The sequence below is a fragment of the Ensifer sp. R-19 genome, assembly GCF_049905105.1.
Taxonomy (GTDB): Bacteria; Pseudomonadota; Alphaproteobacteria; order Rhizobiales; family Rhizobiaceae; genus Ensifer.
The window spans coordinates 2,255,331-2,280,980 of the sequence record NZ_CP184570.1 but is presented as its reverse complement, the minus strand read 5'-3'; the positions used below and the strand labels follow the sequence as shown (position 1 = coordinate 2,280,980).

At 62.5% G+C, this 25,650-nt stretch carries 29 protein-coding genes; 15 read left to right on the top strand and 14 right to left on the bottom strand.

Annotation, left to right across the window (positions count from 1 at the left end; genetic code table 11):
* Positions 1-159: 159 nt before the first annotated feature.
* Positions 160-1,146, bottom strand: a complete 987-nt coding sequence (locus ACN9MO_RS29765; RefSeq protein ID WP_112997366.1) for a cyclase family protein — start codon at positions 1,144-1,146, stop codon at positions 160-162.
* Between the two features lie 115 nt (positions 1,147-1,261).
* Between ACN9MO_RS29765 and ACN9MO_RS29760 the strand changes: the two genes are divergently transcribed.
* From ACN9MO_RS29760 to ACN9MO_RS29730, 7 genes are all read left to right on the top strand, one after another.
* Positions 1,262-2,158 carry a LysR family transcriptional regulator gene (locus tag ACN9MO_RS29760; protein ID WP_112997357.1) on the top strand — a complete coding sequence of 299 codons (897 nt, stop codon included), beginning with the start codon at positions 1,262-1,264 and terminating at the stop codon, positions 2,156-2,158.
* A 181-nt stretch (positions 2,159-2,339) separates the two neighbouring features.
* Positions 2,340-3,134, top strand: coding sequence for a DUF899 domain-containing protein (locus tag ACN9MO_RS29755; RefSeq protein WP_057251680.1), 795 nt, complete (start codon positions 2,340-2,342; stop codon positions 3,132-3,134).
* Positions 3,131-3,400: a hypothetical protein gene (locus ACN9MO_RS29750; RefSeq protein WP_057251681.1), complete on the top strand. Its 270-nt coding sequence runs from the start codon at positions 3,131-3,133 to the stop codon at positions 3,398-3,400. The genes ACN9MO_RS29755 and ACN9MO_RS29750 overlap by 4 nt, the downstream gene beginning before the upstream one ends.
* A 302-nt stretch (positions 3,401-3,702) precedes the next feature.
* Positions 3,703-4,056 (top strand): hypothetical protein, encoded by a 354-nt coding sequence (locus ACN9MO_RS29745; RefSeq protein ID WP_057251682.1) that lies wholly within the window; start codon positions 3,703-3,705, stop codon positions 4,054-4,056.
* A gap of 155 nt (positions 4,057-4,211) precedes the next feature.
* The gene (locus ACN9MO_RS29740) at positions 4,212-4,532 is read left to right on the top strand and encodes a FliM/FliN family flagellar motor switch protein (RefSeq protein ID WP_057251683.1); all 321 of its coding nucleotides are present in this window, start codon (positions 4,212-4,214) and stop codon (positions 4,530-4,532) included.
* Positions 4,533-4,800: 268 nt separating this feature from the next.
* Positions 4,801-6,567, top strand: coding sequence for a peptidoglycan D,D-transpeptidase FtsI family protein (locus tag ACN9MO_RS29735; RefSeq protein WP_162728213.1), 1,767 nt, complete (start codon positions 4,801-4,803; stop codon positions 6,565-6,567).
* Between the two features lie 237 nt (positions 6,568-6,804).
* The gene (locus ACN9MO_RS29730; RefSeq protein WP_057251685.1) at positions 6,805-7,572 is read left to right on the top strand and encodes a 3-hydroxyacyl-CoA dehydrogenase; all 768 of its coding nucleotides are present in this window, start codon (positions 6,805-6,807) and stop codon (positions 7,570-7,572) included.
* A gap of 66 nt (positions 7,573-7,638) precedes the next feature.
* Here ACN9MO_RS29730 and ACN9MO_RS29725 read toward each other — a convergent pair whose 3' ends face one another.
* Entirely contained in the window at positions 7,639-8,250 is a 612-nt protein-coding gene (locus ACN9MO_RS29725) for a helix-turn-helix transcriptional regulator (protein WP_082615899.1), read from the bottom strand.
* Between the two features lie 167 nt (positions 8,251-8,417).
* On the opposite strand from ACN9MO_RS29725, the gene ACN9MO_RS29720 reads away from it, so the two are divergent.
* The 3 genes from ACN9MO_RS29720 to ACN9MO_RS29710 all read left to right on the top strand — a co-directional run bounded on the left by ACN9MO_RS29720 (position 8,418) and on the right by ACN9MO_RS29710 (position 10,139).
* Positions 8,418-9,026, top strand: coding sequence for a superoxide dismutase (locus ACN9MO_RS29720; protein ID WP_112997356.1), 609 nt, complete (start codon positions 8,418-8,420; stop codon positions 9,024-9,026).
* A 153-nt stretch (positions 9,027-9,179) separates the two neighbouring features.
* A complete protein-coding gene (locus tag ACN9MO_RS29715) occupies positions 9,180-9,776 on the top strand; it encodes a flavin reductase family protein (RefSeq protein ID WP_112997355.1) in 597 nt (198 codons plus the stop codon).
* A gap of 30 nt (positions 9,777-9,806) precedes the next feature.
* On the top strand, positions 9,807-10,139 hold the full coding sequence (locus tag ACN9MO_RS29710) for a tetratricopeptide repeat protein (protein WP_058323222.1): 333 nt from the start codon (positions 9,807-9,809) through the stop codon (positions 10,137-10,139).
* A gap of 68 nt (positions 10,140-10,207) precedes the next feature.
* Here the strand turns inward: ACN9MO_RS29710 and ACN9MO_RS29705 are convergent, their stop codons facing one another.
* From ACN9MO_RS29705 to kdgD, 6 genes are all read right to left on the bottom strand, one after another.
* Positions 10,208-11,488, bottom strand: coding sequence for a TRAP transporter large permease (locus ACN9MO_RS29705; RefSeq protein WP_058323221.1), 1,281 nt, complete (start codon positions 11,486-11,488; stop codon positions 10,208-10,210).
* On the bottom strand, positions 11,489-12,010 hold the full coding sequence (locus ACN9MO_RS29700) for a TRAP transporter small permease (RefSeq protein ID WP_065376842.1): 522 nt from the start codon (positions 12,008-12,010) through the stop codon (positions 11,489-11,491).
* A gap of 81 nt (positions 12,011-12,091) precedes the next feature.
* Positions 12,092-13,069, bottom strand: coding sequence for a TRAP transporter substrate-binding protein (locus ACN9MO_RS29695; RefSeq protein WP_112997354.1), 978 nt, complete (start codon positions 13,067-13,069; stop codon positions 12,092-12,094).
* A gap of 129 nt (positions 13,070-13,198) precedes the next feature.
* The gene (locus tag ACN9MO_RS29690; RefSeq protein ID WP_244495650.1) at positions 13,199-14,071 is read right to left on the bottom strand and encodes an amidohydrolase family protein; all 873 of its coding nucleotides are present in this window, start codon (positions 14,069-14,071) and stop codon (positions 13,199-13,201) included.
* Between the two features lies 1 nt (position 14,072).
* Positions 14,073-15,209: a mandelate racemase/muconate lactonizing enzyme family protein gene (locus tag ACN9MO_RS29685; RefSeq protein WP_113133625.1), complete on the bottom strand. Its 1,137-nt coding sequence runs from the start codon at positions 15,207-15,209 to the stop codon at positions 14,073-14,075.
* A gap of 18 nt (positions 15,210-15,227) precedes the next feature.
* Entirely contained in the window at positions 15,228-16,139 is a 912-nt protein-coding gene (gene kdgD / locus ACN9MO_RS29680; RefSeq protein WP_218373142.1) for a 5-dehydro-4-deoxyglucarate dehydratase, read from the bottom strand.
* A 299-nt stretch (positions 16,140-16,438) separates the two neighbouring features.
* Here kdgD and ACN9MO_RS29675 point away from each other — a divergent pair, with 299 nt between their 5' ends.
* Positions 16,439-17,227: an NAD-dependent epimerase/dehydratase family protein gene (locus ACN9MO_RS29675; RefSeq protein WP_112995165.1), complete on the top strand. Its 789-nt coding sequence runs from the start codon at positions 16,439-16,441 to the stop codon at positions 17,225-17,227.
* A 92-nt stretch (positions 17,228-17,319) separates the two neighbouring features.
* On the top strand, positions 17,320-18,057 hold the full coding sequence (locus tag ACN9MO_RS29670) for a FadR/GntR family transcriptional regulator (RefSeq protein WP_110879091.1): 738 nt from the start codon (positions 17,320-17,322) through the stop codon (positions 18,055-18,057).
* Positions 18,058-18,080: 23 nt separating this feature from the next.
* Here the strand turns inward: ACN9MO_RS29670 and ACN9MO_RS29665 are convergent, their stop codons facing one another.
* The 5 genes from ACN9MO_RS29665 to pcaD all read right to left on the bottom strand — a co-directional run bounded on the left by ACN9MO_RS29665 (position 18,081) and on the right by pcaD (position 21,812).
* The gene (locus ACN9MO_RS29665; protein WP_057252090.1) at positions 18,081-19,136 is read right to left on the bottom strand and encodes a 3-carboxy-cis,cis-muconate cycloisomerase; all 1,056 of its coding nucleotides are present in this window, start codon (positions 19,134-19,136) and stop codon (positions 18,081-18,083) included.
* A 90-nt stretch (positions 19,137-19,226) separates the two neighbouring features.
* Positions 19,227-19,841, bottom strand: a complete 615-nt coding sequence (gene pcaG / locus ACN9MO_RS29660) for a protocatechuate 3,4-dioxygenase subunit alpha (RefSeq protein ID WP_113132214.1) — start codon at positions 19,839-19,841, stop codon at positions 19,227-19,229.
* Positions 19,841-20,590, bottom strand: a complete 750-nt coding sequence (gene pcaH / locus ACN9MO_RS29655; RefSeq protein ID WP_113132215.1) for a protocatechuate 3,4-dioxygenase subunit beta — start codon at positions 20,588-20,590, stop codon at positions 19,841-19,843. The genes pcaG and pcaH overlap by 1 nt, the downstream gene beginning before the upstream one ends.
* A 12-nt stretch (positions 20,591-20,602) precedes the next feature.
* Positions 20,603-21,007 (bottom strand): 4-carboxymuconolactone decarboxylase, encoded by a 405-nt coding sequence (gene pcaC, locus ACN9MO_RS29650; protein ID WP_113132216.1) that lies wholly within the window; start codon positions 21,005-21,007, stop codon positions 20,603-20,605.
* Entirely contained in the window at positions 21,000-21,812 is an 813-nt protein-coding gene (gene pcaD, locus ACN9MO_RS29645; protein ID WP_057251698.1) for a 3-oxoadipate enol-lactonase, read from the bottom strand. The genes pcaC and pcaD overlap by 8 nt, the downstream gene beginning before the upstream one ends.
* A gap of 93 nt (positions 21,813-21,905) precedes the next feature.
* On the opposite strand from pcaD, the gene pcaQ reads away from it, so the two are divergent.
* Together pcaQ and ACN9MO_RS29635 are read left to right on the top strand one after the other, a co-directional pair.
* Positions 21,906-22,832 (top strand): pca operon transcription factor PcaQ, encoded by a 927-nt coding sequence (gene pcaQ / locus ACN9MO_RS29640; protein ID WP_057252091.1) that lies wholly within the window; start codon positions 21,906-21,908, stop codon positions 22,830-22,832.
* Positions 22,833-22,911: 79 nt separating this feature from the next.
* Positions 22,912-23,433: a GNAT family N-acetyltransferase gene (locus ACN9MO_RS29635; protein ID WP_057251699.1), complete on the top strand. Its 522-nt coding sequence runs from the start codon at positions 22,912-22,914 to the stop codon at positions 23,431-23,433.
* A gap of 15 nt (positions 23,434-23,448) precedes the next feature.
* Here the strand turns inward: ACN9MO_RS29635 and pobA are convergent, their stop codons facing one another.
* Complete coding sequence (pobA, locus tag ACN9MO_RS29630; RefSeq protein ID WP_057251700.1) at positions 23,449-24,621, bottom strand: 4-hydroxybenzoate 3-monooxygenase; 1,173 nt, start codon at positions 24,619-24,621, stop codon at positions 23,449-23,451.
* Between the two features lie 112 nt (positions 24,622-24,733).
* Between pobA and ACN9MO_RS29625 the strand changes: the two genes are divergently transcribed.
* On the top strand, positions 24,734-25,621 hold the full coding sequence (locus tag ACN9MO_RS29625) for a helix-turn-helix domain-containing protein (RefSeq protein ID WP_057251701.1): 888 nt from the start codon (positions 24,734-24,736) through the stop codon (positions 25,619-25,621).
* Positions 25,622-25,650 lie beyond the last annotated feature (29 nt).

Genomic DNA, 25,650 nt, shown 5'->3' with positions numbered 1-25,650 from the left:
GCGCCGCAGAAAGCGCGCGGGCACTTACTAATCGGTGAGACAGGCCCGTTTTCAGATCGCCCGATGACAGAGCGAAGGCGCCCCGGAGTTGCCGCGGCGCCCTCGTCGTTTGATCGTTCGGCTGGCTCTTCCTCTCAAGCAAGAGCTTTCAGGAAAAGACTAGCGCAGCGGGAAGGCGACGGGGCGGATCGGTGCGGCATCGGCCCCGCGGAACTTGAGCGACGCGCCGACAAAGGCGAACTCGTAAATCCGGTCCTTCGACAACTCTTCGAGATTGATGAGCTCGATGATCGGCGCGCCCTGTTGGGCCAGTAGATAGGTGTGGACCGGGATGTAGTTGTTTTCGGTTTCTGCCGGAAACGCTTCGAAGCTCAGGTTGTCGGCACCGACGACCATGGCGCCGCCGTCTTCGACCAGGAACTTCGCCGCATCGATGCTCAGCCCGGGCGGGTTGCTCATATAGGCGGACTTGTCTTCGTAGTGCTGCATGCGCCCCGTGCGGATCAGCGCCACGTCGCCTTGCTGGAGCTTGACGCCCTGGCTGTCGAGCGCCTCCTGCAGGTCCTTGCGGGTGATGCGGTAGTTCTCCGGCAGCATCTGCATGCCCTTCGCCGCCGCGACATCGATCAGGACGCCGCGCGCAACGATCGGCGGCAGTTTCTCCGCGCCGGTGACGGTCCAGCCCTGGTCTCCCAGGTGATCGGCTGCCGCATAACCGTTCCATATCTTGCCGTTCAGGCCGAAGTGGTTCAGCGCATCGATATGCGTGCCCATATGCGCGTACATCGAAACGGCCGAACCGGAGTAACTGACGTGCTGGTTCATCTCCTTGCCGACTTTCATCGGGTCAGAAACCGTTGTGCCGTGCGGCGTGTGTGTCATCCACATCTGGTATGGCGGGTCGCCGGCCGCCTCCCAGCTTGGCATGCCGATGAAATACTCCACCGCGAGGTCGTAGGACTTGGCACCCTCGATACGCGACAGGATCGCAGCGCGCGAGGTGCGCGTAATCAGGTTGAGGCGCCCGATCTCGTCCTTCGGCCCCCAGGGGCTCTTGCCGACCTCCTGCGCGAAGGCCGCGCTCCCCAGCAATCCGGCCACGAGAGAGACCGCCACTGTGCGGCTGAACGTTGCGGTGTTGAACATGGTGAACTCCTTTTTCTGCATTGCCTGAACATCAGGAAGCTGAGCTCACTTTATTGCTGGCGGCATCGCGAATAATCAGCGATATGGAGAATAGATATTTTACTCTGGAGAAATTATGGATCTGCTGGCGGCCATGCGGGCGTTTCGGCGCGTCGTCGAGCTTCAAAGCTTCAACAAGGCGGCCGAAGAGCTCAGACAATCGAATGCGTCGATCAGCAAGCAGATCCGGCAACTCGAGCAACGCCTCGGCACCGTGCTCATTCTGCGCACCACCCGGCGCATGAGCCTCTCGGAGACCGGGCGTGGTTATTTCGCCGAGTGCTGCAGGCTCCTCGACGAACTCGACCAGTTGGAGCGTTCGACATCGGGCGAGGCCGGAGAGATCAATGGCCGGCTGCGGATCAACGCCCCCCTCTCCTTCGGGCTGACGGTCCTTGCGCCGATGCTCGCCCGCTTCATGGCGCTGCATCCGCAGTTGAAGGTCGACATGACGCTCGACGATCATGTACTCGACGTCGTCTCGGAGGGGTTCGATGTCTCGATCCGCGTGCGCGCAGCACTTGCGGATTCATCACTGATTGCCAAGCGGCTCGGCGAGGTCGAACAAATCATCTGCGCCGCGCCCGCCTATCTGTCGGCCAGGGGTACGCCGGCAAGCGTGAGCGAGCTCAAGAACCACGATTGCCTCAGCTACCGGCTCGCCGACCAGCCGGGAAGCTGGATCGTGGAAGGTCCCGACGGCGGGTCGAGCATCGAACTGCCAGCACGCTTCGTCGTCGACAACAGCCTGATGCTGAGCGAGATGGTCCAGGCCGGCATCGGTATCGGCGCCTTGCCATCCTTCATCGCCAACCCGCTGCTCGCCCAAGGCAAGCTCGTGCGGATCCTGCCGCAACACAAACTTGCTGAGCGCGGCATCTATATCGTCTATCCAACCAATCGATTGCTGCTGCCGAAGGTAAGGGCGTTTGCCGATTTCTTCGCCGGCGAGATCCGGCTGGCCGGGTTCTAGGGCGGAAGGTCGCCGGCCCACACGCCCCCATCGCGCCGCCCGAATGAATACCGTCACAGTTGTTACTCCCGCCATTTGATCCGCGGTGCCAAACTACCCTCGATGACGGCACGATAACCTGCATCCCGGCGCTCCGGCCCGCGCGACGCAGGCTTCGTCTAAAACGAGGAGATTGAAAGCCATGACCAAGACAGTCGAGAATGGGCAGGCAACCGACCAGCCAGCCATGCAGAAGCCGCAGGTGGTCTCGCAACAGGCCTGGGAAGAGGCACGCCAGAACCTGCTCGTCAGGGAGAAAGCACACACGCATGCTCGCGATGCGCTTGCTGCGGAGCGCCGGCGCATGCCGTGGATGGCGGTCACGAAGGAATATGTCTTCGAGGGCCCCGAGGGCAAGGAAAGCTTGCTTGACCTCTTTGCCGGCCGGCATCAGTTGATCGTCTACCGCGCCTTCTACGAGCCGGGCGTCTATGGCTGGCCCGAGCATGCCTGCCGCGGCTGCTCCATGGTCGCCGACCAGGTTGCCCACCTTGCCCATCTCAACGCCCGTGACACCACTCTGGTCTTCGCGTCGCGGGCGCCGCAGGCCGATATTGCCAGGCTGAAGGCGCGCATGGGCTGGACGATGCCCTGGTATACCATCACCGACAGCTTCGACCTCGATTTCGGCGTCGACGAGTGGCACGGCCACAACGTGTTCTTCCGCGACGGCGACCGGCTGTTCCGTACCTACTTCATCAACAACCGCGGTGACGAGCAGATGGGCGGCACCTGGAACTATCTCGACATCACCCCGCTCGGCCGACAGGAAGTCTGGGAGGACTCTCCCGAAGGCTATCCCCAGACGCCGACCTACAAGTGGTGGAACTGGAACGACAGCTATGTCGAAGGCGCCGCTCCCGATCGGCGCTGGGTCGAGGTCTCGGACGCGGGCGAGGCAGCGATGCGAAACCAGGACGCGGGCTCGGTGCGATGAGCGCGAGCCTCTCTGCGAGCGCGCGGGAGGTCCACCGGACGGCAGCACGGAGGGCGGCCGATGGGCTCGCCCTCGCAGCGTCGCCGACCTTCGCGCTCATGGCGATTTCGACCGGCGCATGGGGCGCCGACGTCGGGCAGATGTTATGTGCCGGCGAGCAGGGACTGCAGTTCGGCGGGATGACCGTGATGTACATCTTCATGAGCGTCTTCCACCTGACCCCATGGTTACGGCTTCTCCAAACCGGCAAGCGCGAAGCAGCCTAGAGGAGGCCGGTCGACATATCCCCCGGACAAGGCATCTCATCGGCCCTACTTGAAGGCGAAGTGGGGCCAATGTTGCAGACACTCAAAAGGTGTGGAAACGACCGGGACCATATGTCCCTGATATCGGCGAATGGGCATGCTGTTGATTCTGAGAGGTCGTGACCTCTTTGGATTGAAGCGGGGAACGGCTTCCGCAAAGCAGATCCGGCCGCCCACCAACAGCATTGTCTGTAATGGCTGCCGCTTAATGCCGCGCGAAAACGGTTCCGATAGCAGTATTTGATCGAATCGGGATAACGAACTTGAGTGTTGCAACACCTCAGCCGACGCCAACACGTTTCAAGCTGCGCCTGGTGCCATCGCTGGTCGGCGCCCTCCTCTGCGCCGCCGCCCTTGCGTCGTCGCTATACTATCTGGTTGGTCCCCAAAACATTTCCTCGGAAGTGGCGGCGATCGATCCGTCAGGGGCTCCGACAGGAGCAGGCGCTTCCCCGAACCAGCCGAGCTTCGAGATCCTTTACAGCAACGGTGATCAGGGTCTGATGGTTTACGAGGGCTACGTCTATGTCGTGCGACTCGGCGACAAGTTGCCGAACGGCCGTCGCATGATCGGTTTCCAAAAACGGGACGGAAACTGGAACGCGGTGACGCTTTGAGGCCTTCTGCCGGCCGCGCGTTGTGGATGTTAACTGTTTGTTAACGCTCGCTTGCGAGGCAGGAGGAACCCCCATTTAGCCACGGTTGCCACCCAGGGCGAACTGGCGCAACTCTTTGTTAAAGAGTCGTGAATCAGTGCTTTGGATGGTGCAGAATGATTAACAAGAAGCTACAGGATGAACTGGTCGAGCTCGATGAGAGACCTGCGCTCGAGAGCCGCTCGGTGATGAGCGAACGGGCGGTCCAGGGCATCCCGCTCGCGATCGAGGCGGTCATCGGTCGCGCCAGGCTGACGGTCTCTCAGATTTCGAAACTCCACCCTGATGATACGATCCATCTCGACCGCGATTTCGGCGATCCGGTCGAACTCAAGGTCAACGGCATGGTCATCGGCCGAGGGGAAATCGTCTATGACGAATCCAGCAACGCCGTCGGCATCAGGATCATCGATATATCGCCGATCGCGCAGCGCTAGTTTCAAGTTCGCGCCTTCCGCGCCGGAGAGACGCGCAGGCCCTTTTCTTCCGGCATTGATCCGGTCTCCACGCGGTTGTCCGTCGATTGCCTGTGGATCAACAACCAGAACGCGCAAGAGTTAATAGGTTGTTAGGACATACCGAACAATTTTAGCCGCACAGGCAAAGCCTATCCTCTTTTAATTCGCGTCCGAGAGCCTTCTTCGGTGTGCCGGCTGGCAGACCGATCCCATAGCTTCGGGTGGCTTAGATCTGGATGCGTTCGGAATGACATTGATCTCTCTCGCCGTCCGGCTGAAAAGCCGGGCACATTTTTCCCTGAAACGAAACGTCAGTGGCAAAAGCGGAGCGGTCGTCGGCATCACCTTGGGCCGGAGAACGCAGGCAAGGCAACGGCTTGGCATCATCATCGCCGGCTTTGCCGTGATCTTTCTGGTGATCATGGGGCGACTGGTCCAGTACGGACTGGAAAGACCTGTCGAGACGGCGTGGATCAACTACACCAACCACGCTGTGGCCTCCCGCCCTGACATCGTCGATCGGCATGGAGAACTGCTGGCGACCGACGTCAACATGGTGTCGCTCTATGCCGAACCACGAAAGATCGTCGATGCGGACGAAGTCGTCGAGAAGCTCGCGACCGTCATTCCCAATCTCGACTGGCGCGATACGCACCGGAAGCTGCGATCCGGCACCGCCTTCCAGTGGTTGCGGCGACAGCTCACGCCGCGCCAGCAGGCAGACATATTGGCACTCGGCATTCCCGGCATCGGCTTCCGGCCGGAAAAGCGGCGCTTTTATCCGGGCGGATCGACGGCCTCGCATATCCTCGGGCATGTCAACGTCGACAATCAGGGCCTGCAGGGCATGGAGCGCTACATCGATCAGCAAGGACTTGCCGATCTCCGGGCGGCGGGATTGACCGGCAACACCCCGCTCGAGCCGGTCAAGCTCTCGATCGACCTTCGCGTTCAGAGCATCGTTCGGGAAGCGGTTGCGCGCGCCATGATCGACTACCAGGCGGAAGCCGCCGGTGCCGTGGTCTTAGATGTGGAGACGGGAGAAGTTATCGCGATGGCTTCGGTGCCCGACTACGATCCGAACCAGCCTTCGCGCACGCTGCCGGATGGCAATATCGACAAGGAATACGAAAAGGGCTGGTTCAACCGGATGAGCAATGCGACGTTCGAGATGGGCTCGACGTTCAAAAGCTTCACCCTGGCAATGGGACTGGACGCCGGCAAGATCAGCCTCAACTCCGTGGTCGATGCATCGCGCCCCATCCGCATGGGCGGCTTCACCATCAAGGATTTTCGCGGCAAGTATCGCCCCCTCACCATTCCCGAGGTCTTTCAGTATTCATCCAATATCGGAACCGCCGCGGTCGCCGATATGGTTGGCATCGAGGGACATCAGACCTTTCTCACCAGGCTTGGGCTTCTTTCCAGGATGGAGACCGAGCTGCCGGGTGTCGCAACGCCCACGCAGCCCCGGAGCTGGAAGAAGATCAATTCGGTGACCATATCCTTCGGACACGGCGTTGCGACCACGCCGCTGCAAACCGCGGTCGCCGCGGCCGCTCTGCTGAACGGCGGCACCCTGATCTCTCCGACGTTCCTTCCGCGATCCTCCGAGACGGCGAAGGCACAGGCTCAGCAAGTCCTGCAGCCGACGACGAGCGCCGACATGCGCTACCTTTACAACCGCAACGGCCAACTGGGCTCCGGCCGCCACGCCCAGGTGCCCGGCTTCCATGTCGGAGGAAAGACGGGCACGGCGGACAAGGTCATCAATGGCCGATACGCCACAAACCTCAATTTCAATGCCTTTCTAGCGGGCTTTCCCATGGATAACCCGCGCTACATCGTCCTTTCGATCGTCGATGCACCGCTGACGGGCGAGAGAGGCGGCCGTCAGGCAGCGCACACAGCGGCGCCCGTCGTCCGGGAGATCATCAGTCGCGCCGGTTCCTTCCTCGGCGTCCAACCCCGCTTTGGACCCGAGCGCGAACCGCACCTGGTGGCGGACTTCTAAAGCGGTTTGCGGAAAGGAGGCGGTGACGCGGACCGGGAATGGACGCATCGCCGCACCCGCCACCCTTGGCTTCATGCCTCAGCAAGGCTATGTCCATGTCCTGCAGCGCCGCGCTTCTCGTTAGACGCGCTAAGGTCGCTGTAGCACTTTGACGTGCTGCATGTTTTTGCCCTTTGATCGGGCACGACTAAAGGAAACATGCACGAACGACACGATCCGGTACGGGAGGAGCCTCAGATGCTGATCGATGGAAAAGTCTTTATCGTGACCGGTGGCGGTTCGGGCCTCGGCGCAGCCGTCGCGCGGCGGCTGCATGGCGAGGGTGCCCGTGTGGTTCTTGCCGACGTCAACGCCGAGGCCGGACAGAAGATGGCCGAGGAACTTGGCAGCAACGCCCTCTTCCAGAAGACGGATGTCACCAACGAAGCGGATGGCGCCGCCGCCGTTGCAGCAGCTCTGGATCGCTTCGGCCATCTCCAAGGACTGGTGAACTGTGCGGGCATCGCGCCGGGCGAAAAGGTGCTCGGCCGCGACGGCCCGCATCGCCTCGAAAGCTTTTCGCGCGCGGTCGGCATCAACCTCATCGGTACGTTCAACATGCTGCGGCTTGCCTCCGAAGCAATCCAGCGGGAGGAGCCGGGCGAGGACGGCGAACGGGGCGTGATCGTCAACACCGCATCGGTTGCCGCGTTCGACGGCCAGATCGGCCAAGCCGCCTATGCCGCATCCAAGGGCGGCGTCGTCTCGATGACGTTGCCGATCGCCCGCGAGCTTGCGCGCTATGGCATCCGTGTCGTCGCCATTGCACCGGGCATCTTCGAAACGCCGATGATGGCCGGCATGCCGCAGGAAGTGCAGGATTCGCTCGGCAAGAGCGTGCCCTTCCCGCAGCGCCTCGGTAAACCGGAGGAGTTTGCGGCCCTCGTGCAGCACATCTGCGAGAACCGCATGCTGAATGGCGAAGTCATCCGCCTCGACGGCGCCTTGCGTATGGGCGCGCGCTGACAGGACCAGCACCGGCACCGCGCTCGTATTCAACCGGGCGCGGCGTCACGCCTTTACCAAGGCAGATCAGGCGGCCTGATCGACCATCCTGACGACATAGGCGCAGCGGCGGGCGCCGGCGAGGATGTGCTCGGCGCGCTCGACCTCGACCCCGGGGCCAAGCACTGCGCGGAACACGCTCAACTCCGCCCGGCAGAAGCCCTGGCAGCTCGTCGCAGCGGCGCAGATCGGACAATGGTTCTCGACAAACAGCAGCGTTCCGTCGCCGGGATCCTCGTAGGCCGCCATGTAGCCCTCCTGCGACCGCAACCGCACCAGTTCGTCCACCCGCTCGCGCAGGCTCTTCTTGTCACTCATCGCCGCGCTGTAGTTCTCCCGCGTCTCGTTCTCCCGTGCCGCGATCAGCCGATCGATCGCCGCCTCGCCGAGCGTCTGCCGGATCGTCCTCAACAGCTGGACGGTCAGCTCCGCATGCGTGTCGGGAAACTCAGCGTGTCCAAGTGCGGTCAGCCCCCAGAATTGCGACGGACGACCGACGCCTTTCGCCTCCGACCACGATAGGACGAAGCCATCCTCGGCAAGGCGGACGAGCTGCTGCCGGACGGCCTCGCCGGTAATCGTCAGACGCTTGCCCAGTGCCGCCGCCGTTTGCGGGCCATGCAGCTTCAGCGCCAGCATAATGCGCTCTCCCGGCGTGCGGCCGCTGCTTTGCTCCGGATTTAACAAGTGATCGCTTGACATATTCCCGCGCGCAGATTTACAAAGAATTGTCTTGCTAAATACACTCTCATCCATTCGCAGACAAGTGATCCGTCGAGAGTGTCCCGCCCGCAAAGGAATTGATCATGGCCTTCGAACTTCCCGCCCTTCCCTATGCACCCGCAGCACTCGCTGAAAACGGCATGAGCGCCGAGACGATCGAATTCCACCACGGCAAGCACCACCAAGCCTATGTCACGGCGCTGAACGGCTTCGTCGAGAAGGACGCATCGCTTGCCGGCCTGTCGCTCGAGGAGATCATTCGTCTCAGCCACGGCAAGGCGGAACTGGCGCCGGTCTTCAACAATGCCGGCCAACACTGGAACCATATCCTCTTCTGGAAAAGCCTTTCGCCCAAGGGTGGCCAGATCCCAGGCGCGCTCGAAAACAAGATCACCGAAGACTTCGGCAGCGTTCAAGGCTTCAAGGATGCCTTCAAGGCCGCCGCCACCGGCCAGTTCGGCTCCGGCTGGGCCTGGCTCGTACTCGGCCCTGACGGCAAGCTCAAGGTGACGAAGACCGCCAACGGCTCCAATCCGGTCGCAACCAACGAAGGCAAGGCCCTGCTTGGCCTCGATGTCTGGGAACATGCCTATTACATCGACTACCGCAACCGCCGACCGGACTACACCTCGAACTTCCTCGACAAGCTCGCCAACTACGAGTTTGCCGAAGCGGAATTGAAGTCCGCCTGACCTGCCGATGAGCACCGCGAGCCGGAACCGGCTCGCGGATCGGATGGTCAGAGAATTTGCGACGGCCCTCTCGCCCCCGCCTGCGCCTGGGCTTTCGCAAACCCCCGTGGCGTCTCCCCGCCGCCACGGGCTACCTCAGTTGGAACAAGACCCATGCGCCAGACATATTCGCTCTCCGTCGATATCGACGCCCACGCCGACCTGGCCGTGTCGAAACCGGAGTTCGCCGACACCCTGTCGCATCTCGCCGCTACCGTCTGCGTGGCAAGCTCCGGTAGGGGCGCCGATAGTCTCGGCCGGACCGTGACCGCCACTTTCTCGCTCTCCGCCAACCCGCCATCAATCGTCATTTCGATCAAGGCGGACAGTCCGCTCGCCACATTGATCGCCGCTGAAGAGGGGTTCTCGCTGGCCATGCTGGCTGAGGGGCAGGAACTGATCGCGGATGCCTTCGCCGGCAAGATCGAAGCGTCCAAGCGTTACCTCGTCGGCATCTGGGCCGACTGGCCGAGCGGACGGCCAAGGCTTCTCGGGGCCGCCGCTGCGCTCGACTGCGTGCTCAGCGCTTCGATGCAGGTCGGGGACCACACGCTGTTCGTCGGAACAATTGTCGCAACCGAGACTTCCACCCATGCCGACCCCTTGATCTGGAGCCGCCGGCGATATCAGTCTCTCGACAGGGCGAGATCGTTGCCGGCGCCGCCGGGCAAAGGACATGCGGTCCTCGCCCCAACCAAGCCTGCGGCCTGAATCGGCGATCGTGTAGGAGGAACGCCAGCAATGCGGCAAGTGCTCGAAAAGCTCTTACAAGACGGCAAGGATGACGCCCTGCTGCGCTTCACGCTCGGCAGTATCTGCCTTCAGGAGGCGGATCTCGAAACCGCACTTGCCCATGTCGAGCGGGCAATCGCCTTCGACCCGGATTACTCGGCAGCGTGGAAACTGCGCGGTGCCATCCTGCACAAGCTCGCCCGGTTCGAAGAGGCGATCCAGGTCTGGCGCGAAGGTCGCGTTGTCGCCGAACGGAAGGGCGATCTGCAGGCGGCAAAGGAGATCGGCGTTTTCCTGAAGCGCTTGGAGCGACAATGCATCGCTGCCAACAGGAACGAATAGCCGACCCATCGCGGGGGGTAGACCGGGCCGGCAGTGATGCCGAGCCCGAAAGCATCGAGACCGTCAACTCACTTGAAGACCGACGGCAGCCAGAGCGACAGGGCCGGGATGTAGGTGACCGCCATCAGCACCGCGATGCTGGCGCCGAAGAACGGCCAGATGGTGCGCATCGCCTCGCGAATGGAAATCCCGCCAACGGCACAGCCGACGAACAGCACCGTGCCGACCGGTGGCGTGTTGAGCCCTATGCCGGCGTTGAGGATCATCACCACGCCGAAATGCACCGGATCGATGCCGAAGGCCTTCACCACCGGCAGGAGCACCGGCGTGCAGATGATCACCATCGGCGCCATGTCCATGAAGGTGCCAAGGAACAGCAGGATGATGTTGATGACAAGCAGCACGATAATCGGGTTTTCCGAGATCGCGCTGATCGCGCTGATCATCAGCGCCTGCACCTGCAGGAACGCCATCAGCCAGCCGAAGGACGCCGCCATGCCGATGACCAGAAGCACCATGGCGGTGGTGCGCACCGCCCCCATCACCGCCTCGACGAAACCGGTCCAATCCAGCTCGCGGTAAACCAGCATGGCGACGAGGAAAGCATAGAGCACGGCGATGCAAGAGCTCTCGGTGGCGGTGAAGACGCCGGAGCGTACGCCGCCGAAAATGATTCCGATCAGCACGATACCGGGGAATGAGGCGAGCAGGTAATAGAAGACCTTGGAAAATCCCGGAAACGGCTCGGCCGGATAGCCTCTGCGCCTTGCAACGATATAGGCCGTCACCATCAGCGAAAGCGCAAGCAGCAGGCCGGGAATGATGCCGGCGGTAAAGAGATCGGCGACGGAGACATTGCCGCCCGCCGCGATCGAATAAAGGATCATGTTGTGCGACGGCGGCACCATCAGCGCGATGATCGCCGCATTGACCGTGACGTTGACGGCATAGTCGCGGTCATAGCCGCGCTTTGCCATTTGCGGGATCATCAGGCCGCCGACCGCCGAGGCATCCGCCACTGCCGAGCCGGAGATGCCGCCGAAGAGTGTCGAAGCGACGATGTTGACCTGGCCGAGACCACCGCGAAGGTGCCCGACGAGGCCGGCGGCAAACTGGATCAGCCGGTTGGCAATGCCACCGCGCACCATGAGGTCGCCGGCAAAGATGAAGAACGGGATCGCCATCATGGCGAAGATGTTCATGCCGGAATTCAACTGCTGGAACACCACCACCGGCGGCAGGCCGAGATAGAGAACGGTGGCGAAGGAGGCAATGCCGAGGCAAAACGCGATCGGCGTGCCGATGAACATCAAGAGGGTGAAGACCCCGAAGAGGATAGTGTAAGCCATTCAGGCCATCTCCTGCACGACGACATCTGCGGCGACATCGACACCCAGAACCAGATCGATCAAACGCTCGGCGGCAAACAGGGCAATCATCACACCGCCGACAATGAGCGGAAAAAAGTCGACCCCTCCCGGCCAGCCGAGAACGGGAATGGTGGCCGTCCAAGTGCCGACGCAAAGAAGCAGGCCGTAATAGGCCATGGAAGCGCCGAAGATGACGATCAGGCCAAGGCTCGTCAGGTCCATGGCCATTTGCACTGAAGGCTTCATCACATGACGGATGACATCGAGCCCGAGATGCACACTTTCGCGCACGCCGACGGCGGCACCGAGCATGATGAACCAGGCCATGAGATGAAGGGCCAAGGGTTCAGACCAGCTTGGCGAGTCGTTCAAGACGTAGCGGGCAAAGACCTGCCAGCCGACGATCAACGTCATAGCGACCATGCCGGTGCCGGCGATATAGAGCGACGCGCGGCTTAGCGCTCCGAGAACCGGGCGCATCGCCCGCATGAAACGACGCATGTCTCTTCCTCCTCCGCAAAAGCGATCAATGGACAGTTGCGAAAGCCGGCTCCATTCTCGGAGCCGGCCCGCCGTCTGCTGTCACTTGACCGCCTTCACCCGCTCGAGAAGGTCCTTGAGTTTCGGGTCGCTGACGAACTGGTCGTAGACCGGCCCCATGGCGGCGGCAAACTCTTCCTTGTTGACCTTGATGACGTTTGCACCGGCGGTGCGAACCTTCTCTTCCGAGACTTTTTCGCGCGCGCTCCACAATTCGCGCATCTTGCCGACGGAATCCTTTGCCGCCTGGCGGATCAGGCCCTGGTCATCGGCGGAGAGCTTGTCCCAGCTCATCTTGGAGATCACCAGGATTTCCGGGTTGAGAGAATGTTCGGTGAGCGAGTAGTTCTTGGCCACCTCGAAATGACGGGCGGACTCGTAGGACGGCCAATTGTTCTCGGCACCGTCGACGACACCGGTCTCGAGCGACGAGTAAACCTCGCCCATCGGCATTGGCGTCGGGTTGGCGCCGAAGGCCTGCATCATCGCGATCCAGAGATCAGACTGCTGCACGCGGATCTTCAGCCCCTTGAGATCGGCCAGTTTCTCGATCGGCTTTTTGGTCGTGTAGAAGGAACGGGCGCCGGAATCGTAGAAGGCGAGACCGATCAGACCGTGCGGCTCGAAAGCGGCGAGAACCTCCTCGCCGATCGGGCCGTCGACCGTCTTGTGCATGTGCTCGGTCGAGCGGAACAGGAATGGCATGCCAAGGACCATCGTCTCCTTGACGAGGTTGTTGAAGGGCGCCGCATTGACCCGGTTCATGTCGATGACGCCGAAGCGGGTCTGCTCGATCGTGTCCTTCTCGCCACCGAGCACGCCGTTGTTCATGACCTCGATCTTGATCCGGCCGTTGCTGCGCTCGGACAGCAGCTGCCCCATGTACTTCACGGCCTCAACCGTCGGATAGCCGTCCGGGTGGATGTCCGCCGAACGCAAGGTGATTTCCTGCGCCTGCGCCGCTGTGCCGGCAAACGCCAGCCCCATTGCGACGCAAAGCATGCCTGCAATTTTCTTCATGTTTTCCTCCTCCTCTAATCGTGCTTCGGCCTCTCCCAAGGCCGAGTTGCTGCCCGTCCGGGCCGGCATGCGAAATCTCATGTCCTTGGGCCCGACAGGGAGCCTCCCGGCTCCGGCCGCGGGTCGAAGTCACGCCGCCGCGAAGGCCGGCAGCTTGAACAGGTGTTCCGGGTTCTCAACGAGGGCCAGATGCTTTGCCCGGTCGTTGGCAAGCCAGCCGAGGACCAGTTCGGCGAGCCGCGCGTCATTGGGATAGTCTTCCGTTTTCCGGATCATGTTGTGCGGCCAGTTCGAGCCCCAGATGATACGTTCCGGGGCATGGTCGGCGATCCTGCGCGAAAAGGCGGCCACGTCTGCATAGGGCCATCCCGCTCGCGAACTCTCGTAGGCGCCCGCGAACTTGAACCAGACATTGCCCCTGTCGATCAGTTTGAGAAGTGCTGCAATCTCCGGCCCATCCGGGTCGACGCCGGCGAAGAATTTGCCGTGGTGATCGAGCACCCAGCGCGAACGGATGCGCTCCAGCCGCGGCAGGTGGTCAAGTATCCTGTTGCCATCGAACTGCACGGCGATCATCCAATCCGCCGCGTGTGCCCGTGCGTCGATCGCTTCCAGCGCGTCGAGCCCCACCGCGCCACCGGGCAGATCCATGATGCGTGCGCCGACGGCGCCGGATGCGCTCAGCCCGTGCATGTCCGCATCGGACGTGGTTTCGTCGATGACGACGACGGCACGTGCTGCATCCCTCATGGCGGCGACACAGGCAAGCGTGTTGGCGTTGTCCCGCTGGTGGGCATTGCCCTGGGTGATGATCACCCTGTCGATACCGAGCCAATCCATGACCCCGCGATAGGCCGTGACGTCTGGCAACGGTTCAGCCGGTAAAGGCGGACCGCCGGGAAGCGACGGAAACCCCGGCAGATACATGTGCATTTGGGCATCGACCGTGCCCTTCGGCAGACGGGGTTCAGGAGGACAGCCGGAGAGGGTGCGCTCGATCATCTCAAGCCTCGGGCATCTTGAACTGGGCGAGCGCACCGCGATCGATCTCGATGCCGAGACCGGGCGCGTCCGGGATGGCAACGACACCATTCACGGTTTCGATCGGCGCCTTCAGCACCGCCTGGCGGAAGGGATTCTCCGTCCGGTCGAACTCCATGATCGGCTCTATCGGGTTTACCCGCACCGGATCTGGCGTCATCGCCGCCATGAACTGTAGCGCAGCGGCAAGATGCACGCCGGTACCCCAGACATGCGGCACGATGCGCACGCCGTGCAACGTCGCAAGACTTGCGATCTTCGCCATCTCGGAGAACCCGCCGCAGCCGCAGAGATCCGGTTGCAGGATATCGACGGCACGGCTCTCGATCGCCGCCCAAATGCCATAGCGGGTGTGCCAGGTCTCGCCGCCGGCAACCGGGATGGGCTGCCCGGCTCTCACCTCGCGATAGGCCGAAAGCTGTTCCGGCACCACTGGCTCCTCGAACCAGTCGATATCGTAGTCCGCCGCCGCCTTGCCGAGGCGGATCGCCTCGGTGACGGTGTAGCCGTGATTGGCATCGATCATCAGCCGCATTTCATCGCCGATCGCTTCGCGCACGGCACGGATGACGCGCAGGTCTTCGTCGATGCTAAAGCCGATCTTGATCTTGCAGGCGTGAAACCCCTGCGCCCGGCGTTCCGCCATCTCCATGGCATTGTCGGAGACGCGATCGACGCCGTCGCGCTTGAAGCTGCCGGTCGCATAGGCGCGCACGCTCTCGCGCCAGCGGCCACCAAGCAGCATCGAGACGGATGCGCCGTAATGCTTGCCCTTGATATCCCAGAGCGCGATGTCGATGCCGGACAGCGCCGTGATCGCCAGACCGCGCTGCCCCTGATCACGCAGCGCATTGTAGAGAATCGCCCAGAGTTTTTCGGTCTGGCGCGGGTCCTGGCCGATCAGCCAGGGGGAATAGGCCGCGACCACGGCCGCATTGGGTCTCGCCGGCCCAAGGCATTCGCCCCAGCCGACGGTCCCGTCATCGCATTCGATCTCGACTAGCACATGCGCGCGCCGATCAAAGCGCATCGACGCGCTTTCGAAGGGCACCGCCAGCCGATGCTCGAGGAGATGCGTGCGGACGGCGGTGATCTTCATGCCACTCCTCCCTGCCCGTCACGCTTTGCGCTTGTGACTGCCGATGAGGGCGTCGAGCATCTCGACTTCCTCATCCGTCAGGTCCTTGAGCGGGCTGCGCACCGGACCCGCATCGAACCCCTGCAGGCGCACGCCCGCCTTGACCGCCGAAACGGCATAGCCCTTGGCGCGGTTGCGGATGGCCATGAACGGATAGAAGAAATCGTTGAGGATGCGCTCGCAGGTGGCGCGGTCGCCGCTGCGCAGCGCCGCATAGAACTCGTTGGCAAGACCCGGAACGAAGTTGAAGACGGCGGACGAATAGGTGGTGAAGCCAGCACCGAGATAGGCTTCGGCGAACAGTTCCGCCGTCGGCATGCCGCCGAGATACATCAGCCGGTCGCCCATCTTGGCGGTGACCTGGCGCACGAGGCCGATATCACCGGTGCCATCCTTGAAGCCGATCAGGTTCGGGCATTCGTCACAGAGCCGCGCCAGCGTGTCGGGCTGCAGCACGGAGTTGTCACGGTTATAGACCATGACACCGATGCCGACCGACTGGCAGATCTGCTTCACATGGGCGTAAAGCCCTTCCTGCGGCGCATCGATCAGGTAGTGCGGCAGGAGCAGGATGCCATCGGCACCGACCCGCTCGACCGAGCGGGCGATATCGACCGCCATCTCCGTGCCATAACCGCAGCCGGATACGATAGCCGTATCGCCGGCAACCTCCTTGGCGGCGGCGACGATGCCGGGAATTTCATCGGGCTTCAGCGAGAAGAATTCGCCGGTGCCACCTGCCGCGAACAACACCGGCGCCTTGTAGCCCGCCAGCCACTCGACATGCGCCTTGTAGCTTTCCGGCGCAAAGCGACCGTCCTTGTCGAAGTGCGTGACCGGGAAGGAAAGGAGGCCCGATCCAAGCGAGGCCTTGATCTGTTCTGGGGTCATTTCGCGCAAGTCCTCCCTAATACTCGACGCGCCCTACTAAGCAAGTCATCACATACATGTCAATATGTTATAATACAAGTTATCATATGACCTTCGAAATTCAATGACCCCGCACCTTTGGCACCGAATCTCGTTTCATCTTGCCACGCAACACAGAACCCGAGCCAGATAGGGTATTCAAACGCGCAAGCTCTCCATTCATGTTGCAGAGAACATGTATTATATGTTAGCCGGTATTGTATGATGTGATTGACTGATGGTCGACGGGACCCTACCCGCCGACATGAAGGAGATGGGCGATGGAACGACTTCTGATCACCGGCGCAGCAGGCCAATTGGGCCGCGTCATGCGCAAAAAGCTCGCCCCGATGGCAAAGGTGATCCGACTTTCCGACCGTTCGCCGCTCGACCCACCCGGCGAGAACGAAGAATGCGCTCAGTGCGACCTCGCCGATGCCGGCGCTGTCCATGACCTTGTTGCCGGCTGCGATGCAATCCTGCATCTCGGAGGCATATCCGTCGAACGGCCCTTTTCCGAAATCCTCGACGGCAACATTCTCGGCCTCTACAACCTCTACGAAGCTGCACGCGCCAACAACAAGCCGCGCATCCTGTTCGCCAGCACCAACCACACGATCGGCTACTATCCGCAAAACGAGCGGCTCAGCCCGAATGCCCCCTACCGGCCGGACGGGCTCTACGGTGTGTCGAAGTGCTTCGGCGAAGCACTTGCCCGCATGTACTTCGAGAAGTTCGGCCAGGAGACGGCGCTGGTGCGCATAGGCTCGTGCCTGCCGGAGCCCATCAACTACCGCATGCTTTCCACCTGGCTTTCGCATGACGACTTCGCATCCCTGATCGAAGCCGTATTCCGCGTCCCGATTCTTGGCTGCCCGGTCGTCTGGGGCGCGTCTGCCAACGACGCAGGCTGGTGGGACAATTCGCACATTGGATGGCTCGGCTGGCGACCGAAGGACAATGCCGAAGTCTTCCGCGATAAGATTGCCGCAAGCAGCCCGAAGCCGGACCCGGGCGATTCGCTCGTGCGGTATCAGGGCGGCGCCTTCGTCGATGATCCGATCTTTTAGAAGTAGGCCCTACGCCTTGCCAATGGATTGCGCCCTTGATCGGCAATGGCGTATCCAGAAACTCACACCAAGTCCCAGAAACGGCCATGCCCATGAGCAACGTCACCGCCCCCGACAACACAACGCCACAAGGCAAGACGCTGGTGGCCAGGGTGACCGACGCACTTGGCGGACAGATCGCCGGCGGACACTATAAGCCGGGCGATCGCCTGCCATCGGAGGCGCAGCTTACCCAGGAGTTCGGCGTCAGCCGCACGGTCGTGCGCGAAGCGATCGCGGCCCTACGCTCCGGCGGGCTGGTCGAAGCGAGACACGGTATCGGCGTTTTCGTGCTGGAACCCACGCCAGTGGCTCCGCTGCCTTTCCATGGTGTCGATCTCGCGCGCGTCTCTTCGCTGATCGAAATGCTGGAACTCAGGACCGCCGTCGAAGGTGATGCCGCCGCCCTTGCCGCCCTGCGCCGCTCGCCGGCACAGGAAGAAAAGATCGTCGAAGCCTTCGACAGCTTCTGTGCGAGTGCTGCCGAGGGTCGCCCCACGGCGGAAGCCGACTTCAATTTCCACCTGGCGATCGCCCAGGCGACCAACAATCCGCGGTTCAGCGAGTTCCTGCAGATGCTGGGCACCGCGCTTATTCCCCGCCGCGCGGTTTCCGAAAGCGGCGAGGAAACCGTGCTGGCGGCAGCGGAACTGTCGCGATTGATCTCGGAACACGAGGCCATTCTAATCGCGATCCAGGATGGCGACGAGGAACAGGCACGCAGCGCCATGCGCCAGCACCTCAAGAACAGCCAGGTGCGCTATCGCTCGATGTTGCGTGCGGCCCGCTGAAGAACCGCGCGGCTGCCGCGGGCTCAGTCGCGGCCAAGCCGGCGTATGTTGCTCGCAAGCTCGGCCGCCAGGCGAAGTGCGGCCGCCGTCGCGCCGGCCATCTGCGGCATGATCAGCCATTCGAGCGTCCAGGCGGCACCGGAGCGCTCCTGCTCGTGTACCAGCGCGTGGTGCATGCCGGAGAGCTGGGTTGCGTTGAACCGCGCCAAGGACACCAGAACCTCCGCCGCGACAGGGTTCTGCTTGTGCGCCATCGCCGAGGAACCACCGCCGCCGGCAAGCTCGATCTCATCGCCTTGCTGCGCCATCAGCGCGACATCCTGACCGAATTTGCCGAGGCTGCCGGTCACCAGCGACAGCGCGCTGGCAAAATCCGCGACCTCCGAGCGCTGGCTGTGCCATTGCGGAAAATCGGCAAGGCCGAGCTCTTCGGCGAGCGTGGCGCGCACTTCGTCGGCTCGATCGTCAAGTTTATCGAGCGTGCCCGCGGCGCCGCCGAACTGCACGGCGAACAGATCACGGTCCATCGCCTCCAGCCGATCCATATGATCGAGCAGCGGCTCGATCCAGCTGCGCAACCGGTCGGAGACGGTGATCGGGATTGCCGCCTGCATGCGGGTACGCCCCATCAGCGCGCGATCCCCCCATTCGCTGTCGCATTCTTCGAGCACCGAGACGACATTGCCGAGGCGCACGGCGAAAAGCTCGGCGACCGCCTTCATCCGCAACATCAGGCTGGTGTCGATCACATCCTGGCTGGTGGCACCGTAATGTACGTATTCCGCCGCCTCGCCACCGACGGCCGCCCGCAATTGCCGGACGAGTTCCGGCACGACCACGCCATCCACGCCCATGGCGCGCTTCAGTGCGATGACATCGGGCGAAAAGGCGCGGCAGGCTTCGGTGATCCGATCGGCAGCGCTCGGCGGGATGATGCCGTGCACGGCTTCCGCCCGCGCAAGCGCCGCCTCGAAGGCGAGCATCGCATGAATATCGGCGGAGGCCGAAAACTCGGCGGCAACCGCCTCATCACCCAGAAGCCCGGAGAGATAAGGATGGTCGAAGGCGGAATAGGTCATGGTTTCCCCGTTTCTTCTTGCCGAACGAAATGCCACCTGCTGCATGGGGGCATCAATCATCGCCCCCATGTCCAGGCGTGACATTCCTGTTCAGATGTCGAGGAAGACCGTTTCCTTCTCACCCTGCAGGTGAATGTCGAAAATATAATTAGGCGCGGCTCCCGTCGCGACAAGCGTCGCGACGCGATGACGATGTTCAATCCGCGCAAGCAGCGGATCGACGGCGTTGGCTTCCGCCTCGTCCGGAAAGTACATGCGCGTCTGCAGGCCGACATTGATGCCACGCGCCACGATCCAGAAGCTGATATGTGGCGCCATCTGCCGGTCACTACTGTAAGGTACAACCCCGGGCTTCACCGTTTCGAACGTGAAGACACCATCCTCGGCACCGGTCGCACAACGCCCCCAACCGGAGAAGTTCGGGTCGGCGGAGCCACGAATTTCGGTCGGCGAATTGTAGAGGCCGGCAGCATCCGCCTGCCAGATCTCGACGAGCGCGTCCCTGAGCGGCGCGCCGGCGCCGTCGATCACGCGGCCAGTAATGGTAATGCGCTGCCCTTTCGTCTGCTCATTCACCATGTGCGATCCGAGGTCGGCTTGATAAACGCCGCCGATCCCGCAGAAGTTTGGCGTCAGTCCGATGTGCACGTAAGGGCCGGCCGTCTGCGACGGCGTTTCCTTGAGGTAGTTCAGCTGCTGCACCATCAGTTGCCCTCCAGCCGGTTCTCGAACAGGGTCGAGCGGCGACCGCGCAGTACGATGTCGAATTTGTAGGCGCGCGCATCAAATGGGATCGTGTTTGCCCAGTCGAGCGGCGCGATCAGTTGCTCGATCGCCTGGCGATCCGGGATCGTGTTGACGATCGGACACTTCCAGATCATCGGATCACCCTCGAAGTACATCTGGGTGATCAGGCGCTGTGCAAATCCGTGGCCGAAGACCGAGAAATGGATGTGGGCTGGCCGCCAGTCGTTGACGCCGTTCGGCCAGGGATAGGGGCCGGGCTTGATCGTGCGGAAAGCATAGAACCCCTCGTCGTCAGTGATCGTGCGGCCGCAACCGCCGAAATTCGGGTCGAGCGGCGCGAGGTAGCTTTCCTTCTTATGGCGGTAGCGGCCGCCGGCATTGGCCTGCCAGAATTCGAGCAGCGCGCCCGGCACGGCGCGGCCGCGCTCGTCGAGCACCCGACCATGCACGATGATGCGCTCGCCAATGGCGCTCTCGCCTGCCCGCGCGAAATTGTGGATCAGGTCGTTGTCGAGTTCGCCGATGACAGAATGGCCGAAGACAGGGCCGGTGATTTCCGAGATCGTGCCGTCGAGCGACAACAATGCCATCTGTGGTGAGCGCAGCACCGAGGTCTTGTAGCCCGGCGTCAGCGCCGGCGCATGCCATTGCCGGTCGCGGGGGAAAAAGGCACCCGTCTCCGGTTTTCCGTTCGTTCTGTCGGTCATCATCTTCCCCCGTCAGGCAGCCTTGCCGGCATCGATCTCGGCAAAGACCTGCTTGGCGATCTTGATCGCGTGATTGGCCGCCGGCACGCCGGCATAGATCGCCACATGCAGCAGCGCCTCGCAGATATCGTCGCGGCTGGCGCCCGTGTTGACGGTCGCGCGCACATGCATGGCCACCTCGTCATCCTGACCAAGGGCTGCGAGCAGCGCGATCGTCACAATCGAACGCTCCCGCTTCGTCCAGGTCGGCCGCGACCAGACGTGGCCCCAAGCGGCCTCAGTGATCAGATCCTGAAACGGGCGATCGAAATCGGTGGAAGCCGACTGGGTCCGGTCCACATGCTTGTCGCCCAGAACGGCCCGGCGCGTGGCCATGCCCTGGCGATAACGGTCCGAGGGCGTGAAGGCGTCACTCATGCGGCTTGTCTCCATGCATTGCGATTTCGAAGAAGGCGCGAAGCACCGCGGTCAAAGCCTCCGGGTTTTCGACGCAAGGAATGTGGCCGGCGTCGCGGATGACTTCGTAGCGCGCGCCGGGAATGAGACGAGCGGTCGCAAGCACGACATCGGGCGGCGTCGAACCGTCCTGGTCGCCGACGACGCAGAGTGTCGGCACCGCGATGCGGGCAGCCGCCTCGGTATAGTCGGCATCGCGGATGGCGGCGCAGGTGGCGACGTAGCCGGTTACCGGCTGGCGCACCAGCATGTTGCGATAGCCGGCATAGGCGGTGTTTTCCGGCCGGCGGAAGGCCGGCGTGAACCAGCGCTCAAGCACGCCGTCGGCGATCCCCTCAATGCCATGTTCCTCGATGGCCGCGATACGTGCCGCCCACATCTCGGTGGTGCCGATCTTGTGCGCCGTGTCGCAAAGAACCAGCGCACGCACGAGATCGGGCCGCCGCTGATAGAGCGACTGCGCGATCAACCCACCGACCGATAGGCCGCAGACGATCGCCTGCTTGACGGAGAGCATGTCGAGCAGACCGGCCAGGTCGTTGGCGTGATCCTCGATCGCGTAAGGGATCGGCCCGATATCGGAAAGGCCATGGCCGCGCTTGTCATAGAGGACGATGGCATAGTCGCCGGCGAGCCGGACGACGACGTCGCGCCAGATGCGAAAATCCGTGCCGAGCGAATTGGCAAAAACCAGCACCGGCCGGTCGCCGGTCGCGCCGATCACCTGATAGTGGATCGTGATGTCGTTGATGCGGGCAAACTGCACGGGCTCTGTCCTCCATCACCAAATTGGATATTTAATCTGGTTAGGTAAAATGATATTTCATGGCATTTCATTAACTTGAGGGTTATGAATTCCATGGTCGACGCCCGGGTTAAGTTTCGCCATCTGCAGACTTTTGTCGAGGTCTCCCGGCAGAAGAGCGTGATGAAGGCGGCGGAGCTGCTGCATGTCAGCCAGCCGGCCGTGACCAAGACGATCCGCGAGCTGGAAGAGGTACTTGGCGTCGCGGTTTTCGAGCGCGATGGGCGCGGTATCAAGATAACACGTTACGGCGAGGTCTTCCTGCGCCACGCCGGCGCAGCGCTGACGGCGCTGCGGCAAGGGCTCGATTCCGTGTCGCAGGAACGCGCCGGCGACGGTGTGCCGGTCAGGGTCGGAGCGCTGCCGACAGTGTCGACACGGATCATGCCGCACGCCATGACGCTCTTCCTCCAGGAGGATACCGGCGCGCGCATCAAGATCGTCACCGGCGAAAACGCTGTCCTTCTCGAACAGCTGCGCGTCGGCGATCTCGATCTGGTCGTCGGGCGGCTTGCGGCACCGGAGAAGATGGCCGGCTTCTCCTTCGAGCACCTCTATTCCGAACAGGTTGTCTTTGCCGTCCGGGCCGGCCATCCGCTGCTTGCGGGCTCGCATTCCACGTTTGCGCGGCTCGCAGATTTCCCTGTACTGATGCCGACGCGCGCCTCGATTATCCGCCCCTTCGTCGAGCGTTTCCTGATCACCAACGGCATCGCCAGCCTGCCGAACCAGATCGAAACCGTGTCCGATGCCTTCGGCCGCGCCTTCGTCCGGGCGAGCGACGCGATCTGGATCATCTCCGCCGGCGTCGTCGCCAGCGACGTCGACGACGGAACGATCGCGATCCTGCCGATCGACACCAGCGAGACGAGGGGGCCCGTCGGCCTTACCATGCGCGCCGACGCGGCACCGTCACTGGCTCTCTCGATCCTGATGCAGACCATTCGCGAGGCAGCGACCATCGTCGCCACCAAACTCTGAGGGCGCATGCCGGGAATTCGCGGCTTTACAAGCCCCGGCCAGCGACCGAGATTGCCGGTTCCGACAGACTGGTGATCCCATGCCAACCGCTCCCCTCCTCGTTGAAGCCTTTTCCCAAAAGCACATTCCCGAAATGCTCGACTGGTTTTCGAACCTCGAAGCGCTAGTGCAATGGGGCGGCCCCGGCCTCTCGTTTCCACTGGAGGCCGCACAGCTCGAGGCGATGCTCGCAGAGACAACGGCTATCGAGCCCGCGCGCTCCATGTTCGCCGGCCTGGTCGACGGCAAGTTCGCCGGCCATGCGCAGGTGGCGCTCGATTGGCAGAACGGGGTCGGCCGCCTCAGCCGGGTTGCCATTAATCCGCGCATGCGCGGCCGCGGCCTCGCCCGGCCGTTTCTCCGTGAGGTGACCGAGCGCTTCTTCGCCGATCCCGCTTTCGAGCGGCTGGAGCTCAACGTCTACACCTTCAACGAGGCGGCGATCCGCACCTACCGCAGCCTCGGCTTTCGCGAGGAAGGTGTGCGCCGGTCGTCGGCCAAGGTCGGTGACGTCAGATGGGACACGGCGATCTACGGCCTGCTCCGGAATGAATGGAACTGACCGCGCGGCGAAGCGTCAGAACGGCAGTCCGACATAGTTCTCCGCCAGCGCCGTCTCGGCGGCGACCGAATGGGTCAGGTAGTCGAGTTCGGCCTCCTGGATGCGCTGGTCGAAATCGCCGGTATCCGGGAAACGATGCAGCATCGTCGTCATCCACCAGGAGAAACGCACCGCCTTCCAGACACGCGCGAGCGCCCGTGCCGAATAGGCATCGACGCCGGCATTCGAGCGATCCTGATAGTGTTCAAGCAGTCCCTCGAAGAGATAGTGCACGTCGCTGGCGGCAAGATTCAGCCCTTTCGCCCCGGTTGGCGGCACGATGTGGGCGGCATCGCCGACCAGGAAAAGCCGGCCGAAGCGCATCGGCTCGGCGACGAAGGATCGGAGCGGCGCGATCGACTTCTCGAAGGACGGTCCGGTCACCATCGCCTCGGCATGATGCTGCGGCAGCCGCCGGCGCAGCTCGTCCCAGAAGCGCTCGTCGGACCAGTCCTCGATCTTTTCGTTCAGCGAGCATTGAATGTAGTAGCGGCTGCGCGTCTGAGAGCGCATCGAGCACAGTGCGAAACCACGCGGATGGTTGGCGTAGATGAGTTCGTGATCGACCGGCGGCACGTCGGCGAGGATGCCGAGCCAGCCGAAAGGATAGACCTTTTCGAAGGTGTGCAGGGCCGTTTCGGGAACTGACTTGCGGCTGACACCGTGAAAGCCGTCGCAGCCGGCGATGAAGTCGCAATCGATACGCCGGGTCGCACCATCCTTCTCAAAGGTGACGTAGGGTTGATGGCTGTCGAAATCATGCGGTTCGACATTGGCAGCTTCATAGATCGTCGTCGCCCCGGAGTGCTCGCGATGCTCCATCAGATCGCGCGTCAGTTCCGTCTGGCCATAGACCATGACGCGCTTGCCGCCGGTCAGATGCAACAGATCGATGCGGTGGTCGCGGCCGTCGAAGGCAAGCGAGAAACCGTCATGCGGCAGCCCCTCCTTGTGCATCCGCGCGCCGGCCCTGGCGCGATCCATCAATCCGACCGTGCCTTCCTCAAGCACGCCGGCGCGCACGCGGCCAAGGATGTAATCCTGGCTGACGCGGTCGAGAATGACGTTGTCGATGCTGGCTTCCGTCAGCAATTGCCCAAGCAAGAGCCCTGATGGGCCTGACCCGATGATGACGACCTTGGTTCGCATGCTCTCCTCCAGAATTGTCTTTTGACAAAATCTGCGCCGAGCGGGCTTCGCTCTCAATGGACAAATCCGCCATGAAATTGCACAAATCGAACATGACTTCAGGGAACGTGATATGAAGAAGACGGTTCCGACCTATGAGCTTTACGGCGAACGGACCGGCGAACGGCCGGATTTCTGGCTGCATTGCGAGACTATTCCGTCACGAAGCAGCCTCTACCACTGGGAGATCGGGCTGCACCGCCACGAAAGCTTCTTTCAGATCTTGTACATTGCCGGCGGCTCCGGCGACGCGGTCTTTGGCAACGCGGTGCACACGATCGAGCCGCCTATGGTTATCACCGTTCCGCCAGCCCTCAGCCACGGCTTCCGCTTCTCGCGCGACATCGACGGCTTCGTCTTCACCATCCTGGCGTCGCATCTGAAGACAACTCCCGGGGAACGCAGTCGTCTCGGCTCCTTTCTTGCGACCCCGCATCTGACCCGGCTCGATGGCCGCGAGGATGCGGCCTATGTCGCAGCAACCCTCACGCGTCTGGCCGGGGAATGGGAAACCAACCGCAGCAATCGCACCGACCTGTTGGATGCCTACCTTACCTCCGTGCTGACGCTGGCGGCACGTCTCGACGAGGCCAGCGACAGCCGAGACGATACAGCCGATAGCGAAAACGAACAGCGGGTCCAGCGCTTCCAGGCTCTTTTGCAGCAGCACCACCGCTCGCATCGGCCGGCCGCCGCCTATGCCCGCGAACTCGGCCTGTCGCTGACGCATCTGAACCGGATAACGCGTATCATCATGGGGCTCAGCGCCCACGAGATGATCTCGCGAAAGCTCATCGGCGAAGCGAGGCGCGAACTCGTTTTCACCAGGGCCAGCGTGCAGGAAATCAGCTTCCGCCTCGGCTTTGCCGATCCCGCCTACTTCTCCCGCTTCTTCCTGCGCCAGACGGGCATGACACCGCGCGCCTGGCGCATGGCTGAGCGGGAAAGGCTCGGCGCATAGAAGCACCGCCGACGCAATAGACGCTGGGA